The organism is Clostridium aromativorans (genome assembly GCF_020908015.1).
GTDB lineage: Bacteria > Bacillota > Clostridia > Clostridiales > Clostridiaceae > Clostridium_B > Clostridium_B aromativorans.
The window spans coordinates 1-20,671 of record NZ_JAJJPB010000020.1 but is presented as its reverse complement, the minus strand read 5'-3'; the positions used below and the strand labels follow the sequence as shown (position 1 = coordinate 20,671).

At 31.2% G+C, this 20,671-nt stretch carries 18 protein-coding genes and 1 pseudogene; 2 read left to right on the top strand and 17 right to left on the bottom strand.

The window, feature by feature from the left end; all coding sequences use genetic code 11:
• Nucleotides 1-56 precede the first annotated feature (56 nt).
• A complete protein-coding gene (locus LN736_RS13665; RefSeq protein WP_229981735.1) occupies nucleotides 57-1,823 on the bottom strand; it encodes an Eco57I restriction-modification methylase domain-containing protein in 1,767 nt (588 codons plus the stop codon).
• A 213-nt stretch (nucleotides 1,824-2,036) separates the two neighbouring features.
• On the opposite strand from LN736_RS13665, the gene pdaA reads away from it, so the two are divergent.
• Both pdaA and LN736_RS13655 read left to right on the top strand, forming a co-directional pair.
• Nucleotides 2,037-2,864 carry a delta-lactam-biosynthetic de-N-acetylase gene (gene pdaA, locus LN736_RS13660; RefSeq protein ID WP_407647173.1) on the top strand — a complete coding sequence of 276 codons (828 nt, stop codon included), beginning with the start codon at nucleotides 2,037-2,039 and terminating at the stop codon, nucleotides 2,862-2,864.
• Nucleotides 2,865-2,996: 132 nt separating this feature from the next.
• On the top strand, nucleotides 2,997-3,413 hold the full coding sequence (locus LN736_RS13655) for an RrF2 family transcriptional regulator (protein ID WP_150356176.1): 417 nt from the start codon (nucleotides 2,997-2,999) through the stop codon (nucleotides 3,411-3,413).
• A 29-nt stretch (nucleotides 3,414-3,442) separates the two neighbouring features.
• Here the strand turns inward: LN736_RS13655 and LN736_RS13650 are convergent, their stop codons facing one another.
• The 16 genes and pseudogenes from LN736_RS13650 to LN736_RS13575 form a co-directional block, all read right to left on the bottom strand.
• The gene (locus LN736_RS13650) at nucleotides 3,443-4,171 is read right to left on the bottom strand and encodes a WecB/TagA/CpsF family glycosyltransferase (RefSeq protein WP_229981734.1); all 729 of its coding nucleotides are present in this window, start codon (nucleotides 4,169-4,171) and stop codon (nucleotides 3,443-3,445) included.
• On the bottom strand, nucleotides 4,172-4,825 hold the full coding sequence (locus tag LN736_RS13645) for a sugar transferase (protein WP_179977878.1): 654 nt from the start codon (nucleotides 4,823-4,825) through the stop codon (nucleotides 4,172-4,174).
• 59 nt (nucleotides 4,826-4,884) lie between these two features.
• Nucleotides 4,885-5,889, bottom strand: coding sequence for an acyltransferase (locus tag LN736_RS13640; protein ID WP_150356212.1), 1,005 nt, complete (start codon nucleotides 5,887-5,889; stop codon nucleotides 4,885-4,887).
• Between the two features lie 26 nt (nucleotides 5,890-5,915).
• Nucleotides 5,916-7,466 (bottom strand): murein biosynthesis integral membrane protein MurJ, encoded by a 1,551-nt coding sequence (gene murJ, locus LN736_RS13635; RefSeq protein WP_229981733.1) that lies wholly within the window; start codon nucleotides 7,464-7,466, stop codon nucleotides 5,916-5,918.
• A 14-nt stretch (nucleotides 7,467-7,480) separates the two neighbouring features.
• Nucleotides 7,481-8,593: a glycosyltransferase family 4 protein gene (locus LN736_RS13630; RefSeq protein ID WP_190972164.1), complete on the bottom strand. Its 1,113-nt coding sequence runs from the start codon at nucleotides 8,591-8,593 to the stop codon at nucleotides 7,481-7,483.
• A gap of 36 nt (nucleotides 8,594-8,629) precedes the next feature.
• Nucleotides 8,630-9,685 carry a non-hydrolyzing UDP-N-acetylglucosamine 2-epimerase gene (gene wecB / locus LN736_RS13625; RefSeq protein WP_150356180.1) on the bottom strand — a complete coding sequence of 352 codons (1,056 nt, stop codon included), beginning with the start codon at nucleotides 9,683-9,685 and terminating at the stop codon, nucleotides 8,630-8,632.
• A gap of 22 nt (nucleotides 9,686-9,707) precedes the next feature.
• Nucleotides 9,708-10,454 carry an N-acetyltransferase gene (locus tag LN736_RS13620; protein ID WP_150356181.1) on the bottom strand — a complete coding sequence of 249 codons (747 nt, stop codon included), beginning with the start codon at nucleotides 10,452-10,454 and terminating at the stop codon, nucleotides 9,708-9,710.
• Between the two features lie 69 nt (nucleotides 10,455-10,523).
• Nucleotides 10,524-11,630 carry a Gfo/Idh/MocA family protein gene (locus LN736_RS13615; RefSeq protein ID WP_229981732.1) on the bottom strand — a complete coding sequence of 369 codons (1,107 nt, stop codon included), beginning with the start codon at nucleotides 11,628-11,630 and terminating at the stop codon, nucleotides 10,524-10,526.
• A gap of 170 nt (nucleotides 11,631-11,800) precedes the next feature.
• Nucleotides 11,801-13,060 (bottom strand): O-antigen ligase family protein, encoded by a 1,260-nt coding sequence (locus tag LN736_RS13610; protein ID WP_150356182.1) that lies wholly within the window; start codon nucleotides 13,058-13,060, stop codon nucleotides 11,801-11,803.
• 23 nt (nucleotides 13,061-13,083) lie between these two features.
• A complete protein-coding gene (locus tag LN736_RS13605) occupies nucleotides 13,084-14,343 on the bottom strand; it encodes an oligosaccharide flippase family protein (RefSeq protein WP_150356183.1) in 1,260 nt (419 codons plus the stop codon).
• A 33-nt stretch (nucleotides 14,344-14,376) separates the two neighbouring features.
• A complete protein-coding gene (locus LN736_RS13600; RefSeq protein ID WP_150356184.1) occupies nucleotides 14,377-15,600 on the bottom strand; it encodes a glycosyltransferase family 4 protein in 1,224 nt (407 codons plus the stop codon).
• Nucleotides 15,601-15,620: 20 nt separating this feature from the next.
• The gene (locus LN736_RS13595) at nucleotides 15,621-16,712 is read right to left on the bottom strand and encodes a glycosyltransferase (protein ID WP_150356185.1); all 1,092 of its coding nucleotides are present in this window, start codon (nucleotides 16,710-16,712) and stop codon (nucleotides 15,621-15,623) included.
• 16 nt (nucleotides 16,713-16,728) lie between these two features.
• Nucleotides 16,729-17,835: a glycosyltransferase gene (locus LN736_RS13590; RefSeq protein WP_179978322.1), complete on the bottom strand. Its 1,107-nt coding sequence runs from the start codon at nucleotides 17,833-17,835 to the stop codon at nucleotides 16,729-16,731.
• A 27-nt stretch (nucleotides 17,836-17,862) separates the two neighbouring features.
• Nucleotides 17,863-19,011, bottom strand: a complete 1,149-nt coding sequence (locus LN736_RS13585; protein ID WP_150356187.1) for a glycosyltransferase — start codon at nucleotides 19,009-19,011, stop codon at nucleotides 17,863-17,865.
• A 28-nt stretch (nucleotides 19,012-19,039) separates the two neighbouring features.
• Nucleotides 19,040-20,524: an O-antigen ligase family protein gene (locus LN736_RS13580; protein ID WP_150356188.1), complete on the bottom strand. Its 1,485-nt coding sequence runs from the start codon at nucleotides 20,522-20,524 to the stop codon at nucleotides 19,040-19,042.
• 16 nt (nucleotides 20,525-20,540) lie between these two features.
• A pseudogene (locus LN736_RS13575) lies at nucleotides 20,541-20,671 on the bottom strand (Gfo/Idh/MocA family protein); the annotation flags it as partial.

Sequence of the window (20,671 nt, the reverse complement as noted above, 5' to 3'; positions counted from 1 at the left end):
AATTTTATATCGTGACAATAAAATTTTCAATAACCTCATAAAAATCTCTATTACAGCTATTCATCAATACAATAATTCCTTTTTACAATTTTAATTTCACCTTCTGTCAATCCAAAAAATTTGTATAAATAGCTTTCTGCATCATATTTTTCACAAAAATCAATAACGGGAATACTCAGTTTCATCAAATTATTTGGATAGTATTCATACAAATTCTCTCCTAATTTTTTGCCAAAGGTTTTAAAGTAAAATTCATATAAAGGGCTGTTTAAAATTTTAAGCAGATTATCATACGTAAAGTTTACATTTTTCTTTAACACCAGTGAATATACGTCTGCACTAAAATAACTTCCTTCATCTAAAGCAAACCTATTGTTTTTAGATTTGTATGGAAATACAATTTTCTTGCCTTCAAATATCTCAGGTTTTCTTCCCCATTGAAGCTCATACCATTTTCTAATACCCTTTTTACACTCTCTTCTATGTAAAAGCTTCTCCTTACAGGTCTTTATATAATTTATGGAATTTGGATAATCTTTCTCATTTTTTATAAAATTAGAATATATAATAAACTTTCCTTTATACATTATTTTATTTCTATGTATATAGCTGCTTTTTATCCAGGGTCTGATTAATTTACCTTCAATATTTTTTTCCTTCAAAATACATTCGTCTATTATAAACGCCTTATCACAACCCGTTATTACTCCCTGGTGGCTTTCACAAATATCCTTTAAAGTATATTTACTTCTTTTTTTTATTTTATCAACTATTCTTCTCTCAATTTTATCAATAAATATCCAACCTTTATTTTCCAGAGAATCCTGATCTATAAAGAAGCTCCTATATTCTCCATATTTTTTCAAAAATATGGAGCCGTAAGATCTATTTTTTCTCAGCTCAATACCTTTTTTAGGTTTTATAACTTCTATATTATTATGTGAATTCTTCTCTTTTATCAAAAACATTATTATAGGGTCAATCCCCACATTCTTAAAGGGACGTATTCCATAAAAATCTACAATTTTATATATAGAGGCATTTTCAATTAAAAATTTTCTAAGTTCCTCACCGCTGCAGGATTCACAAAAATATCTAGAAGTAATAAATCCAAGCTTTCCTACTTTTTTCAAACAATCCAGAGACTTTTTTAAAAAGCAATAGGATATATCACTTTTATCTCTGTATATATTTCCATATATTTTTTTTAAATCCTTATAGTAATCTCTATCTACACGTTTATGTCCTATATAGGGCGGATTACCTATAAATATATCAAATTTTTCGTCTATATTCCCTATTAAAAAATCCTTTACTTCAAAATTTTCTGAATTGAATCCTCCGCTAATACTGAATAGATCTATTTTTAAAATTTTTATTGCGGTTTCATCTATATCAAAACCGAATAAATTATTGCACACTATATGCTTGTTTATATCCTTAATTTGTAAATCAATATTATTGTGATTATCTATGGCTTTTATATTATTTTCAAATATGCTTTTTAAATAGTAAAAACATGGACATATCAAGTTCCCGCATCCACAAGAAGGATCTATTATTTTTATAAATGGATTTTCAATTACATCCATGGGATTTATTAAATTTTCAAGCATATATCTTGATATTTCATAAGGTGTATATATTACATCTTTTGCTTTACTTACTATTTCCTGATTATAGTAATACTCAGCAAAATATTTATCTCTTTCGATATTAAATTTTTTTTTACAATTTTCTATAGATCTAAATTTAATTTTACTATCTAATTTTGTATTTATAAGTTTATAAATTTCTTCAATATTTTTAATAAAATCATCCACGCCGTTATCTCCAATTTTACTATACACTTACTTAAAGAGGTTTATATTTTTATTGAACAATTTACTAATACTGCCTCTAAAGCCCAAGTATAAATTATCAGATTAAGTATACCATAAATTATATATTATAAGGTAGGTGATGATACAACTATGTTCAAAAAATTAATATCCATCTTTTTAATGTGCATAATTTTTTTGTATTCCTATACTGTTATGGCTTTTTATAAAAAAGAGGCGCCTTTAATATATAACAAATCTTGGGCCTTTCAAACAAAAGCCAATCCTAAAGAAAATAGTACTCAAAAGTCCGCCAGCAGGCTTCAGAATTTAGATGTATCTAAATTGGACAGAAGTGAAAAAAACTGGTTTTTTAAACCCAACAACAAAGGCACTCCTTCAGAGATACCTGAAGACATTCTAAAACTTACAAATAAATACTCTGCATACTATTTAGGCAATACCTCTAAAAAAGTACTCTATTTAACCTTTGATGAAGGATATGAAAACGGCTATACTTCAAAAATACTGGATATACTAAAATCAAATAATGTTCCTGCTGCTTTTTTTGTTACAACACCCTATATAAAAGGCAATGCAGATTTGATAAACAGAATGGTAAAAGAAGGACACCTAGTATGCAACCATTCTACAAAGCACCCTTCAATGGCGGAGACTGCAAAAGATCCTATAAAATTTGAGAATGAATTTTTAGTAACAGAAGATGCCTATAGAGAAGTCACAGGCAAGGAAATGCCGCATTTTTTTAGACCCCCTATGGGAAAATACAGTGAGCTTTCTCTATTTTATACTAAAAAATTAGGTTATAAAACTATTTTCTGGAGTTTTGCCTATAACGATTGGAATGTTAAAAGGCAGCCTTCTCCTATAGAGTCTCAAAAAATGATAAGCCGCAGGACTCACAATGGAGCAATTGTATTGCTTCATGCAGTTTCGAAAACAAATTCTGAAATATTGGACTCTGTAATAAAAGATTGGAAAAATCAAGGTTATACCTTTGAAAGCTTAGATAAATTGCCATAAATATTCGTATTTTATATATATTTTCTTTATATTATAATATAAATTAGGTATAATTAAATTGTATATTATATTTTTAATTGTACCTAATTTATTAATTATTTAAAAATAAATATTTTTGGGGAGATATTGCATATGAGGATTACACAGGAATCAGATTATGGCCTTAGAGTTGTACTTTATTTGTCAAAATTGGGTTATGGCAAGAGAATTGAAGCTAAATCCATAGCTAAAAATGAAAATGTACCACTTAGATTTCTTCTTAAACTTTTAAGGAAGTTAACTCACTCAGGTATAATTAAATCCTATAGAGGGGTTAATGGAGGCTATGCATTAAATCTTATGCCCGAGGAGATAACTCTTATGAGTATAATCAAAGCTATTGACGGACCTATTTATTTAAACAGATGTTTATATGATCCCGGACATTGTACTGCAAATAGAAATGGACACTGCTATATACATAACTCACTTTTAAGAGTACAAAACAGATTGATCAAAGAACTAGAAAGTATCAATTTCAAGGATATACTGGAAAACAAAATTAAATAATTATTACAGTCTAAGCCTGATTAAAAACATTAATCAAACTTAGATTTTTTTTTATTAAAAGCTATCACTTTTAATAAAAATTTTGGTATAGATATCAGCCTCTTTATTCTAGAAGGTTCCTTGATGACTCTATAAAGCCATTCAAGTCCTAGAGCTATCATCCACTTTGGAGCCCTTTTTACTTTTCCTGCAAATACATCAAAACTTCCTCCTACACCCATATATATACTGCAGGGCAGCTCATTCATATTTTGTGATATAAAGATATCCTGTTTTGGAGTACCCATTGCTACAAATAGAGCATAGGGAGCACTGGATTTTATATCAGTAAGTATACTTTCACAATCATCTAGATCAAAATAACCATTATGACTGCCGGATATATTTAAAGGAGGATATCTTTTCTTTAAATTTGTCACACACACATCCAGGACATTCTGCTTTGCCCCAAGTAAATATATAGCTTTCCCCTCCTCCTCACATTTTTTTATTATATTCTCCATGACTTCAATACCGGTTATCCTTTGCCTTATAGGCACGCCAACAATTTTAGAAGCTAAAAGAGTGCCAATTCCATCTGGGATTATTACAGTATTGGCATTCGTAAAATTTTTTAACAGTGCATCGTCCTTAAGTCCATTGTACAATACCTCTGGATTACCTGATACTATATTAACTTTTGAAAATTTATCTATATAATTCATAAGATCTGATTTACTTCCATTGAATACATTGTATTTTAACAACCTAGTAAACATTTAAAATGCCCCTTCACTTTTAAATACGGAAAAGATTGTTTTAAATAAGATCTTTACATCCATTAAGAGGGAAAATTTTTTTATATATGTCAAATCATAATAAACAGTTTTGCCAAGCTCTATTTCCCCTCTTCCACTTACCTGGGCAAGACCTGTTATTCCTGGAGTAACCAAAAGTCTTTGTCTATAAGCCTTAGGATACAGTTTAACCACATCAGGTATTTCAGGTCTTGGTCCTACCAGACTCATATTCCCCAATAACACGTTGAAAAGTTGAGGTATTTCATCCAGACTTGTTTTCCTCAAGAAAGCGCCGGACTTAGTCACTCTGCTGTCGCTTCTACTTTGGAACACAAAATTCTCTAAATTATTTGGATCAATGTTCAGCTCATGTTTTTTTTCCGCATCTACCACCATTGTTCTAAATTTATATATTGTAAAATTTTCTCCATTCTTACCCACTCTAATCTGTTTAAAAATAGCAGGCCCCTTAGAATCCATCTTAATCCAAATTGCAATTAAAATAAAAACTATACTCAATAATATCAATCCTACAGCAGAAAATACAAGATCAAATGCTCTCTTTAAAAAAAACTGTACCCTTTTGCTTTTTATATCCTCTTCAACATTTATTTCTATTTCATCCGCCTGCATAACTTAGCAAGTTCACCTACTCTCCTATATTTTTACTTATTATATCATAGATGTTTTCACTATAAAACTTTTTTTACTTTACTTATAACAATAGATCCAAAAATAGTTATTAAAAAGGCGTTTATTTCAAAACTCAAATTATCTGCATGAATATACCTACTCATATAATATTGAGTATAAAGATACAGTATACCAGACTGAACCAGATATATATCATAAGAAATATCCGATATATATCTTACGATATTCATAATAAATCCCCTGCTAAAGTTAAAACTAAATATAAAAAATATGAAGAATGTAGAATAAACAAGTACTGCCGGTCTCTGAAAAGTGGTTACATAGTCTACATTTTTAACAAATTGATTGCCAGATATAAAGCCGTATATAACTATAAAAGCCGAAATTAAAAACAACACAGATACAAAAAGTCTGTGGCTATTCAATTTTTCGGAAATCCTATCAATATTTTTACCTATATAACCTCCCATTGAAAAATAAAAAAGCCAGTATAATAGATTTTTTTTATTCCAGAACCATTCCTCCGGAGAAACACTTTTAAAATAATATGTATATGCAAGTAAAAGGACTGTAATGATAAAGCTAAAAAATACCCACCATCTTTTACCCATAAATCTATATATAAATGGAAATATGATATAAAATTCAATTATCAGCGGTACATAATAAAAATGATAGAATACATTTCCATAAATTATGTCGTTTATGTCCTCCTGTATGTTAAAATTTTTGGTTATCAGCAGTATATAAATTATGCACCATACTATGTATTGAGGTACCACTCTGAAAAATCTCTTCATTATGAATTCAGAATAACTTCCACCTTCTTTATAATTCACAGTAAGTCCCATGCCTGAAATAACTATGAAGGCCGGAACACAAAACCTGGAAAGCTGATTTATTATGAATGATATATTATACGTAGTAGAATAAGGCATGCATCTGTAGAGCACAGTTGCTGAAGCATGCAGTGTTATAACCGCAATTATTGAAACAGCCCTTATAACATCCATACCCAAAATACGCTTTTTTATTATGCCCACCACCCTCTTTATCTAAAAATAGGTTACTATATTGGAATTTTATCTTTAACTGCATTAAGAATGTACTCATACTCTTCAATTCTGGTAAAATGCAGGCATATAAAGTAAACTGCACTGCCAAGCACAAAAGATACAAAGATAGATATAATATTGCTCCACATAAAAGAGGAAATTTCATTCATGCAAATATAATTTACAGTATATATACATACACCCATAACTGTAGAAGAAAAACTTATCTTCAATAGACCATAAAAAATTTTTTTCATATTCATGCCGTTTAATTTTTTGTTTAAACTTGTCGTCATAAGCATTGTAGTTATAATTGCTGAAATTGTAGTAGCTAAAGCAAGCCCTGAAACTTTCATATGTTTTATCAGAATAAAATTTATGATTATATTTATGATTATTCCCACAAAGCTGTTTATCATAGGCGTCCTAGCATCCTTAATGGAATAAAAGGCCTTATTTAATATATCCCTTATCCCATAGGCAATCATTGCAGGACAATAAAATAAAAGTGCATTGGAAGTCAAATCTGAAGCCGTCAAATCAAAGGCTCCGTGTCTAAAAATCAAATTCACGAGGGGATGTCTTAAAATCCCTATGGCAACTGCTGCTGGTATCATAATTATCATTATTATATTTATAGCGTTGACCAGAGCTTTTTTATACCTTAAAATATCCTTCTTTACTGCCAATTCCGAAAGGGTAGGATATACAATCATGGCAATTCCTATGGCAAAAACTTCATAAGCCAGGGTATTTATCTTATTTGAATAATCGAGCACCGTAACCGCACCAAAATATATGTTATTGGCAAAAGATCTGTTTATAAACAAATTAAGCTGCACCACTGAAGTACTTATAATTATAGGTACCATCAACTTGAACATGGAATGGGCATCTCTATTTTTTATATCCATTACAAATTTATATTTATATCCAAGCTTTCTATACCTTGGAAGGTTTATAGCGAACTGAACAAAAAATCCTATTACAGTAGCTACGGCAAATCCCTTTATTCCATATCTGGATGTTAAAAATACCAGGTAAACTATATATACAAGATTGGAAACCAACGCCATAGCCGCAGGTTCGTAAAATTTTTTATGTGACTGCAATACTCCCGTAACTACGCTTTGAAGTGTTACAAATACAAGGGATAGCAGCATTATCCTGGTTATTTCAACGGATTGACTGTATATGTCCACATTTGCAGTAAATGCATGACCAAATACATACACTATCTGCTTTGAAAATACAATGAGCATCATCGTAATTATAACTGTGAAAAAAGTAGACAAAGTTATTATATTGTTTACAAACTCATTTCTTTTTTTGCTGCTGCTGTGTTCAATATGTTCTGAATTGAGAGGTATAAAAGTCGTAGTAAGGCCATAGCTTATAGTAGTTAAAAGATATACAAGCCCCAGTGAAAAATTATATATATCACTTATATAAGTTGCCCCAAACTTTGCGGCTATGAGAGAATCTCTCACCATTGCCAAAATTTTGCCCCCTATTATGAGAAGCATAACTACAACAGAACTTTTTATTATCTTTTTTCCTGCCATCTAATTCACTCCAACTATTTTTGTGAAATTATTTCATTGTATATATCATTATATTGTCTACAAAAATTATCTATTGAAAATTTTTTCACACAGATATTATACAGATTTTCTCCCATTTTCGCTAGGTATTCTCTTCTATCATAAGCCAACTTCATTTTACTGCTTATACTCTCTATGGAATTGGGGTCGACTAAAAATATGGAATTTTCATCTAAAATTTTATCCATATCACCTACGTCTGGAGCTATAAAAGGTTTTTTTACAGCAGCACTTTCAAGCAGCACTAGTGGAGGCGCCCCTCCCTCACTAAATGATGTCAATATTCCCACATCCCCTGCATTTATAAAATCTAAGGCATTTTCACTATACCCTGTAAGTATTACATCCTCCTGCAGCTTTAAGTCCACAATCAAATTCCTCAGCTTCAATTCCTCTGATCCATCTCCAACTATTATGAGCTTTACATTTTTAACTTTATCTCTAATAATTCCAAAGGCTTGTATAAGGGACATCTGATTTTTTACAGGATGCATTCTGGCCACATTTACATACAAAAAATCCTCTTTAGGTATGTTATACTTTTTTCTTATGTCTTCCCTATTTTCTCTTACAGTGAATCCATTTATATCAATACCGTTGTTAACCCTGAATTTTCTCCCTCTAAAATTTTCTTCGTCTAAAATGTCTTTTATATAATCCGATACACATATGTATCTGTGAAAACTTTTCAATCCTTTTTTGCTGAGAGGAGTAAACAATTTATATTTCACACTATTATTTAAAAAATCATCTCTAAAGTCGCTGTGTACTGTAGCCACTGTAGGAATTTTTATTTTATCCTTTAAAAAATAATGGGCAAAAAATGCCTTTGCACCATGGAAATTGACAATGTCGATTTTGTTTCTGTCTATGTACTTTAACATATACCTGTCATAAGTAAGACTCTTCTTGAATTTTATCGTATCTACATTAAGTCTTTTACTTTTTTCATAAAGTCCCCCTCCACCTAAGGTGCCTATAATACTGTGAAACATGGGATTTGAATAAAGACTTAAATTAAGTACATGGCTTCCACCACCGCCCGTATCATTCCCGGATATAATCTGTAATACTTTTATAACTGCCACCTCCCATTTAAAAGGCTTTAAAATTAATTTTCCAAATCATCTTTTATCAAGTATTTCAAGTATCTTAGAGGAGGCACTGCCGTCTCCAAATATATTCTTCTGCTCCCTTGAAGGTATAAAGTTCAATACAGCATCCAATATTTTTTCTCTGTCAGTTCCCACTATCTTGTTCCAGCCGTTTTCTACAGTTTCAACCCATTCTGTCTCCTCCCTCATAGTTATGCAGGGCTTTCTCATAAAGAAAGCTTCTTTTTGGACTCCACCGCTGTCCGTAACTATTTTTTGTGAATTCATCTCCAGGTTTATCATTTCCAAATACCCCACAGGATCTGTTACCTTTACATTTTCACTGAACTCAAGTCCATAATTCAGCATATATTTCCTAGTTCTAGGGTGAAGTGGAAGTACAACCGTTTTACCGCATTCATTAAGAGCTCCTACTATATTGCTCAATTTATCTATATGATCTGTATTTTCAGCCCTGTGTATAGTAGTTAGTATGTATTCTTTACCCTCAAGGTCAAGTTCCTCTATAATTTCACTCCTGCTTCTCGCGAGCTTTTTAAAATTCAAAATGGCATCAAACATAACATCACCCACATTATAGACGCCTTTTTTTATTCCCTCATCTTTCAAATTCTTTTCTGCAGATTTTGTAGGTACAAACAAAATATTGGAAATATGATCTGTAAGAACCCTGTTCTGTTCCTCCGGCATCTCCATATTAAAGCTCCTGAGCCCTGCTTCCACATGGGCCACTGGAATCAATAATTTGCTGGCACACAGCGCTCCTGCAAGAGTCGAATTGGTATCACCGTACACCAGCACAAAATCAGGTTTCTCCTTTTCATACACTTCTTCAAGTTTTATAAGCATGGTTCCCGTCTGCTTTCCATGACTTCCCGATCCCACGCCTAAATTGTAATCCGGCTTAGGTATGTTAAGTTCTTCAAAAAATACTTTGGACATATTTTCATCATAATGCTGTCCGGTATGTACCAATATCTCACTGTGATGTTTTCTTATTATGTTGGAAACAGCAGCAGCCTTGATAAATTGAGGCCTTGCTCCTACAACTGTCAATATTTTCATGGATATCCTCCTGTTAAATTTATTATTGGTTTTTAAGAAGCTGATCTTCAGGAACGTTTCTAAATTTCCTGGCCGGGTTTCCTGCAACTATAGTTTCTTTTTCCACATCTTTTGTAACTACACTTCCCGCTGCGGCAAAACCATCTTCATTTATGATCTTACCTGGCAGTATAGTTGCTTGGGCACCTATCCTTCCACCTTTTTTAACAGTCACACCTTTAAAATGCTTATATCTTTCTTTGGATCTAGCTGCAAAATTATCGTTTGAAGTTACAACTCCAGGCGCAATAAACACATTGTCTTCAATATCAGAATAAGCCGTAATATACACATTTGTCTCAATCTTGCAGTTTGAACCAATCTTCGAGAAATTCTCCACAGCTGTTCCTCTCCCTATTATAGTCTTGTTTCCTATGCTTACATTTTCTCTTATGGTTGCAAGATCCGCAACGAGTACATTTTCACCTATAGTACATCCACAGTAAATTATAACTCCTGCACCTATAAGACACCCGCTTTTTATTAAAGCTGGTTCGAATTTTTTATCATCTTTGAATATACTGTTTACCGATCTCATTGGCTCCTTGCCTATTACAGTATTATCATCTATTCTCACATTGTCGCCTATTTTAGATCCCCTGTGAATCACCACATTATGGCCTATTACACAGTTGTTACCCAATATGACCTCATCTTCTATGACAGCAAATCTTCCAATAGTTATATTATTGCCAATTTTGGCATTATTAGATATATATCTTTCACACATATTAACTCTCCTATTCTCATATATTTGAAGATTGAAAATTAAATTATTTCATTTCCAATACTAAAACTGCTAGTCATTAATTTTTGCAATGCCTTTCATATCCATAGTTGAAAAATCTTTGAATGGAAATTTAACCGGCATACCTGTAAGCCTCGATTTATATGCTGCCAAAATTATAGACATTCCCTTTTTACCCTCTTTCCCATCTATGAGAGGTCTCGTATTATTGTTTACTGCATCTATCATATCCTTGAAAAGAGGTATGTGTCCAAAACCATATACGGTATCGGGATTCCCTTCCTGTGTCCTTGACATCTCATCATCTACGTCCCTGTGATCTGCAAATTCCCAGGTCTCTATCTTATTTACTGCAAGTCCGCCTATGCACACGGTGCCTTTTTCTCCAAATATGCTGAGGGTTTCTTCCAGATTCTTTGGATAAACACAGGCACTTCCCTCCACTATTCCTATGGAGCCATTTTTGAATCTTATTATAATCGCCCCAAAATCCTCCGCCTCTATATTTCTTATAAAGGTATCACACTGGGCATATACACTATAGATTTCTCCACCCATCATCCACTGGAGTAAATCTATATTGTGTATACACTGATTCATCAGTGTGCCTCCATCGAGTTTCCAGGTCCCTCTCCAGGGAGCCTGATTGTAATAGTCCATATCTCTGCTCCAGAGTATTCTGGCCGTGCCGTTTACAAGCCTGCCGAACCTGTTTCCCTCCACAGCTTCTCTAAGCTGCTGCACCGGCTTGTTGAACCTGTTCTGATGACATATGCACAGCTTTACATGGTTTCTTTCAGATGCTTCTATCATCGCATCTGCATCCTGTATAGAAAGTGCCATGGGCTTCTCGCATATGACATTTTTATTCTTGTCCATACAGTAGATGGCTATTTCAGGATGATATCCACTTTCAGTAGCTATGGTAACCACATCTATGTCCTGGTTCGCAAGCATCTTCTTATAGTCTGTATAAATTTCCGGAATATAAGCTCTGTCTATTTTATCCGCATATTCATTTTTTCTTTTCTCAGCCTTTTCACTTACTACATCACATACTGCCACTAAAACTGCTTCATCTTTATTGGCTGCCAGGGCTTCAACATGTTTATATGAAATCCTTCCGCAGCCTATAATGGCAAATCTCAATTTCTTCATAAAAACACCTCTTAAATATAAATAATTAATCAACTTACAATTGCGACATGTTTTTATTTTTTAACTTAACCTGCTCGCATGCTTTTCATTATAATACATACTCTCTCTTTTGTCACTTTCACCCTTTTACCGCTTTTTTTCTACATTATCTCTACATCTAACCGCTGATCCTAGTGCAAATTATTGATTTCAGTAAAACTATACTCATCCTTTAATTCATAGGATTGGAGTATGGCCATTGTGATCCAAAAAAAGGATATGACTTTTGGTGCAGAAAAAAAATCATCAATTAAATTCATCAATATAAAAACCACAAAAGACACAAAGAACCCTCTATAAAACTTTAAAAAAAATTTATCTTTAACATTCTTAAGAAAATATATGAGTTTTACCATAGATGAAATTATAATTGATACAAATGCAGCTGTTCCAAATATTCCCATTTCTGCTTGCATTTCCAGAAAAATATTATGGGGATGTTTTGGAACAAAATTACTTGTTTTCAGACCCGGTTTTTGATACATGTATCTAGCACATGCTTTTTCAAAATTTCCATTTCCTACACCTATAATGGAATGATCCTTAATTATCATTATAGCTGTATCCCAAATTTTTATTCTAGATGTATTTTGGGTAACATCTGTCAATTCCCTCAACCTACTAGAAATCTGCGGTATAAAAAAGCTGACTATTCCAATGGGGATTAGTGTAAATAAAAATTTCAGGCTGTACATAAATGCAATTATTATACATCCTATCCCAAATCCAAGCCATGCATTCCTGGAAAAGCTAAATAGTATATTCAATAAAAATATGGATGCAATCAATATATAAAGTACCTTCCTCTTTATGTCCTTTTCCTTAATAGCAAGCATTATTATGGGAAATATAATTAAAATAAAATAGGCTCCTAAATTATTAGAATTTTCCAGCGTTGAACTAATTCTGAGTCTGCTTACAGATTCCCCTGCTTGAATCACACCTATTCCTGAAGCATAATCCCATATTCCTATAATTCCTACTATAACAGAAATAAATATATAACAATATAAAATTCCTTTTAAAAATTTCTTTTCAAACCCCTGGCTAAATATTATGAAATATAAAATTATGTAACTCATATATCTCAGAGTTTTATAAACAGATTCCATTTTATAATCTGCATAGATAGATGAAACAGCCATTATAATTATCAGGGCCATTATAGATATACTCAAATAATCAGATAAAAATCCCTTTATACCTCTAATAAAACTCTTTCTCATGTCTTTAAAAAATACAAGTCCTATAAAATATATAAAAAATACTACTAGCATCCATATATCTCCACTAAATGGTATTCCCATAAATTTGAATTTACTATATACTAGCGGCATAATAATTACATACATATAGATGGATAAATACAATATCAACTGATAAATTGCCATAATTTAGTACTCCTTTTTTAAAATTATTCATTGACATATTTTCTAAGATATACATTGGATATGATTGAAGACAATATATAAGTTGAAACTGTAGATAATGATGCCCCAATAGATCCAAACTTAGTTATAAGAACTATATTAAGAACTATATTGACTATACCTGTTATCATTGAATTATAAAAGTTGACTTTCACAAGTTTCATACTGGCAAGCACATTGCCCGATGGTATTCTAAAGGTACCTGCTATAAGATATCCCACAGTCAATATTCTAAAATTGGTAATTGAATCAGAATATTGCTTAGTAAATACAGTTTCCACAATAAAAGGAGCAAATACTATAAGGACAATCGTTATAAATATATTTAAAATAAACAGATACTTAACAAGTATATAATATTTATCTTTAATCCATTTTCTATCATCCCAATGCCTTGCAAAATAAGGATAGGCAAAAGTCAATATTGACATAGGAATAAACATCAAATTAAACGGAATTAACATAGCAACATTATAAGACGCTATTATCTCACTACTCTTGGTTATAGCTCCTACAAAAAAAGTATCCATTAGATACAGCAGCTGCGACATTGCATTTGTAAGACAGCTAACCACAGAATATTTTAAAAAATCCCTTTTTTCTTCCTTGGCGGGATAAGCTATCTTAGCAATCTTTTTCACCTGATTACGTATAAGATATATGCCAATAATAATAGAAATTATATATGCCATATATCTCCCAGCAATTATACCATTTACACTAAAATAATATCCAAAACAAACATTGCCAAAAAAGTACAATAAAGTGTTTGTGATTGTAAGCAGTGAAAATTCGTTATTCCTAAGTTCCGCTCTAAGCAGTGTTTGAATTTCATTAAAAAATATTGTCATAAGGGGAATTGCCGACAGATAAAAAAGCATCTGGGTACTTCCCTCTACTGGCAGTTTGAAAAATACAGTATATACTATAATTGATATAGCTATAAGTAAATTAAAGGCACTTCCTATTTTAACAGCATATTTAAAATAAGATAGTCTTCTATCTTCTCTTTTCTCCATACTGCAGTATTGCAGCGAACTAGACACCATTCCCAGGCCTTCCAGTGTCAAAAATATATTCAATATATTTTGAGCATATGTAAAATCTCCATATAGTTTTTTCCCCAATATTCTAGTCATAAAAAACATTATGCCAAACTGTATCACTTTATTTACAAAATTCGCACTGAATATTTGCACAAGTCCTTTTTTCAATACCAGCTTAATTGTACTTGCATCTTTCATATTAACCTCCAGATTCCGAAACAAATATACTGATCATTTCACAATACTGGAAAGTATATTCTCCAGTTTTCTAGTTATATTATCTCTGGAATAATTTGTTATAGCATATTTCCTTCCATTACTTCCGAGTTTTCTTCTCAATTCATCATCTTTGGATAATTTTAAAACCGCATTCGCCAGATCAGATGAATTTTCCGGTTCAACCACTATTCCTGCCTCAGCTTCTTCTATCAATCTTGCAGCTTCACCATCAACGGCAAGTACAATAGGAAGTTCTGTTGCAAGTGCTTCAAACATTTTTGAGGGAAGGGCACCTTTAAATATATCCAGTTTTTTCAATGGTATAATAGAAGCATCCATGGAGGCAATTATCTTAGGCATATTAGCTTTTGGCTGAACTGGTAAAAAAGTAACATTTTCAAGTTTTTTTTCAGCCGCCATATTTATAAGTTTTTGCTTTTCGGGACCATCCCCTACAAAAACAAATTGTATGTTCCTATGTTCTTTTAAAATTTCTGCCGCATTTATTATAATTTCAAGTCCTTGAGCTAAACCGTGTATTCCACCGTAACAGGCTGCGAATTTACCGTTTATGCCTATAGATTCTCTAAATTTTTCATCTCTGTTCTCTTTTCTAAAAAATTCAGTATCCACTCCATTGGTTATAAGATGAATTTTTTCACTATCAAATCCCCTGTCAATTATATTGTCAACTATTCCTCTTGTTTGGCCTGTAATTGCATCAGCCTTTCTATAACAAAACTCCTCCAGCCATGTAGATGCTTTTATCAACAGCTTATTATGAAGTACACCGAGTTTAACAGCAGATTCAGGCCATAGATCCGATACATTGAACACAAATTTAGCCTTTATTTTTCTAGCTATCACATAACCTGACCATCCTAAAAAGAGAGGGGGTGATTCAGTTATAACTACATCTTGTTTCTCAATATATTTAGAGCCGGTAAATACAGAAGAAAAGGTAAAAGAAAGATAATTTCGGAGTCTTTTTAGAAATCCCTTTTCTTTAGTAGCATATATTCTCGTTCTAATTATCCTTATTCCATCTATTTTTTCTATTACAACCTTCTTGCCTTTATATCCTTCAAATATTTCTCCTTTAGGGTAATTTGGCATAGCCGTAAGTATCGTAACTTCATGTCCAAACTTTTTTAGACGTTTTGCAAACTCAAAAATTCTATTTTGAGGTGCACCTACTTCTGGAGGACAGTACTGTGTCAAAAACAATATTTTCATAATTTCACCACCAAATATAACTATGAATTCACTACATTCTTGTATATAATATCAATTTTATTAAAATTATCTTCTACATTAAAATTATCTTCCACAAATTTTCTTGCATTTTTTCCCATCAGTATTCTCAAATTCCTGTCTAAAATCAGCTTCTCCAGAGCTAGTTCTATATCATCACTGTTCTTCTTTTTAACAAGAATACTTGATACATTAGGATCTGTAGCTTCTGGAAGTCCTCCAACATCCGATACTATAACTGGAGTGCCGCAGGACTGGGCCTCAACTACTGCAACTCCAAAGCTTTCACTATCTAAAGTAGAAGGAAATACAGCTATATCAAATCTATTAAATGCCTCTGCAACCTGTTTTCTATCTAAAAATCCAAGAAACCTAATTTCATCTTTTATTCCCAAATCAACAGCAAGATTTTCTAGATAATCTCTCTGAGATCCCCTTCCGCCTATTTCCAACTTCAATTTTTTATCTGGATACTTTTTATGTAATTTTCCAAAGGCCCTAATTAAATACTCTATTCCATATTTTTCTTCCAGAGTTTTTATTGTCCCTATAGTTATACAATCCTTACTTCTATATTTATCCTCAGATGGCTTAAATAAATTCAAATTGACACCAAAAGGTGTTACCTCTATTTTTTTATCTGTATATTTATTGGTTTCAATTGCCATGACTTTACTTGTAGAAAGTATCCTATCGGCTTTTTTTAAATTGTATTTAAGCATGATTTTTTTTAATATACCGTTTTGTGGAAAATCAAATACGTCACTTCCCCATACCGACAATATAAATGGATGAAATTTAGATAATGCTCCCAATAGTCCATAACTAGTTGCATAGTGAGCATGAACTATATCAGGCTTTATTTTATAAATAATATTTTTCACTTTTGTAATAGAAGATAGATACTTTAATTTTTTTATAGAACTATTTTTTCTAGTTTCCGTTAAATCATAATCCAAAGTGTATACACAGACCCCGTCTATTTTGCCAGGATTCAGAGATATAACATATATATCATATCCTCTATTTTTAAAAAAATCACACAGTTTTTTAGTATGTATACTATTTGCATCGGACAGATAACATATTTTCATATATACTCCTCCAAAACTATTCTTTTAAATCATCTACAACTTTTCTCGCTCTTGCCTCCCAAGTATTGTACCATATAATTTTTTTTATATTATTTATTTTTTCTCCGTATGACTTAGGATTATTAATTATATATTCCAATTGTTTTTTTAATTCTTCTCTTGAATAGTCTATAGCCCATCCTATATCATTATCATTTATAAACTCCCCAACAGATGTCATATTTGTAGCAATTACAGGTTTGCCATAAGTAAGGTAGTCAAACAACTTTACAGGCATAGCAAATTCCCTATACTTCTGAGGTTTTACAAAAATACTAAATAAATCTGCCTTTTTAAAATATGGAATCAATTTGTCTCCTGATTCGTGAATTATATGTATTCTGTCATTAATATATTTTTGGTATTTATATTTTTCTGAATTCCATTCCTTTTCCCTGCAACAAACTGTCAAGCTCAAATTTTTATTCTGATTGACTACTTCAAAAAGATATTCCAGATTATAGAGATAATTTAGTCCCCCTACATAAAATATATTCAAATTCTTTTTCATATCATTTATGTCGCTTTGAAAAGATATTTTATGTTTTTCAGCTGCAGGAGGCAATTCCTCAACTTTTCCTTTAAAATCTATCGGTATATAATCATACATCTTCAATGATGGAAGATAAAAAACATCCAAAAGATACTTATACCTCAATAAATCATATTTGTAGAACATACATGCTATAATTCTCTTTACAAATGATACTGATAACTTGTATTCGTCAAACTTCCAATATACATCTCTATAAAATAATCCAATTTTTATTCCGTGTCTCTTACAAAAACTAAAAAAACCAAAATCTAAAAATGGAAACATTGGAATATGATTTTTTTCAGTTAATATTGTTGGCTCCGTAGAACTTTCCGAGTACATAAAATCATATTTTACTCCATCTTTAATTTTTCTTTTTATTTGCCCTATACTATATTTTCTTTCTTTTCCATATCCCATAACAATATCTACATTATATCCAATACTTTTAAAAGCATTCAGCATCCTCAAAGGTCTTATTTGAGATGCTGACGGCCAATTTTCATTTATTTTAAATGGTATATGAAATATACAATTTGACAATATAATCCATCCTTTCAAAAATCACTTCAATAATTAACTTGAAAGAATACTAATATATAATTCTTTAAGTTCTTCACCAATTGAATCATAATTGAACTTAGATTCAGCATAATTTCTTATGTAATTGGGATCAAAATAATCATAATTTTCTATCATGGATTTTATCCCAATTTCCAATTGCTTTTTACTGCCAGGTTTAACTAATATTCCAACTTTTTCATTTACAAAATCCTCTGGTCCGCCGCACTCAGTTGCAAGTACAGGTTTCCCTCCAGCCATGGATTCTATCAATACGCTGCCAAATGTTTCCTTAATACTAGGCAATATTAAAAAATCATTCCTATCTATTAATTTTGGTATTTCAGATTTATCCACCTTTCCATAAAAATTGCATTTATCTGATATGTGAAGATCTTTACACATTTTCTCATATTTATGCCTTTTAGAACCATCACCTACTATATTAAAATCTATATTATAGTAAGGATTTTCAGTTATAAAATCAGCAAGTGCAGGTATAAAATATTGTAGTCCCTTTACTTCACTGTCAGGCATCAATCCTATAAACAACAAACGCCAATTTTTTTTATCATTATTACCTGTTTGCTTATTATTGCAAAAATATAAAGATGTATCTACAACATTCCCTATTATCTTACTTTTAAATTTGAATTTTAAGCTGGCAAGCTCTTTTGCCAGATATGTACTTACCGTAATTACATATCTGGCTCTTTTATATGATAAATAAAATAAAATCCTATTATAAATTTTATTTGAGAATTCATGAACTTTTGAGGAATGTTCTGTTATTATATATGGTATATTATTAAAGAACTTACTATATATGTATCCTATAAAACCTGCTGTATAACATACATGGCAGTGTATTAAACTTATATTGTTTTCAACTACTATTTTGTTCAACATTTTGGCTGCCTTGATCATGCTGAAAAGCCTCGATATTTTAGCTTTTTTAAAATAATCAGTATTGGCCCTATATACAATTATTTCATCTTCAACAAATCTCATACATTTTCCCCTGTTTATATTCTTGTCATAGGGGTAAAATACAACTGGTATTAATCCAACCTGTTTCAAAGCTTTAACTTGTTCTTTAATGAATATACCATTTACAGGATTCACACTGTCAGGATACCAGCTTGCTAGTATTAAAATCTTCAATTAACAGCACCTCAGATTCTAATTATTTTTAAATTTTTCTGTTACTCGTTATAAGAGCCATTGACATACCCATAGATATCCAAAAAGGTGTATACCACATAATAGTACTGGGTCCAAAAGATAAAAACACTATTCCAAACAAATTTGATGAAAACATAATTGAGTATTTCTTCATCTCCCTATCTGAATAATCATAAGAACGCAGCGGAGATCTTATCATGTTGGCATATATATATATTGTGTATAAAAAAATTGCCACACCAAAATTTCCCAATATTTCAAACCAGAAACTGTGAACATTCAGGACTCCAAAAGTATTATTCATCTTTTTTACATAGTTTTCAATATTTCCAGGACCAAAGCCCAGATAATGTTTTTGAATAATAACTCCATGTACTACATCATAGATAAGTGTATATCTCTCGTTCTCCGATCCTTTTTTGCCCAGCTGCAGTAATTTTTCATCCTGCGGGTTCAAACGATAATCTGAATTAAAAATATTCAATTTGCTCAATAATCTTGAACCTGTTATTTTCCCATAAAAAGGCTGCATATTCGGTATAAAAGAAATTCCTAAAAATACCGCTATGGTAACAGTTGCCAAAATTGCAAGTCTTTTTATATTATACACACTTCTATTATTTGAGAAAGAATAGAAAATTATCATAAATAATAATACAATAAATATAGTAATCCAGGCTGTTCTGGATCTAGTAAATATTAAATTTAACTGACTTATGAAATATAACAACAAATAGATCCTTTTATTAAATCTGCTATTGGTGAATAGCCATGCTCCAATTAATATCGTCATGCCTATAACTAAAAATGCTGCATAATTATTGGGATTGTAAAAAAACACAACTGGTATCTTTTTAACATAACTTATCTGGGTTACTATAGGATCCCACTCTTCAAAATGATTTCTAACTCCATACCTTACTCCAAATATTTCCAATGTTCCAAGAAACAATACGCCCATATATATATATTCTAAAAGCTTTAGGCTCTTATTCATGACTGTTCTAGATCTATTTTCCCAAATCATCATAATCATAAGGGATATCATAATAAAAAAATTAAATATATACTTAATGGACAACTTTTTATCTTCAGAAATAAAAAAACCAAACAGCATATATACAATGAATATACTGATAAAAATAAAATACTTATTATTCTTAATTAAATCAAAACCAATATTATTATAGTGTTTCACAAAACCATATATGAAAAATAGCATATATATAAACAAAGTCACATAAAAATAATATACTTCATATCTACTTCCTATGGGTATCTTCAGTGAAAAATTTATAATAGCAAACAATAATGTAGAAAAATATATAAGATCCAATTTGCAGGTAATAAATTTCTTATAAATTATAGTAACATAAAAAGCTGCAAATAACTGGACTACAATCAAACTTGGAAACATAAGGTAATTTGCTATTAAACTCAAGATAATTAATATGTATACAATTCTGCTTTGGCCATTAGAAGCTGTTTTCATCAACATTTCCACCTTTTCATTTATTACTGAGTATTTTGTCTACATCTACCATATCCATAGTTGAAAAATCTTTGAATGGAAATTTAACCGGCATACCTGTAAGCCTCGATTTATATGCTGCCAAAATTATAGACATTCCCTTTTTAC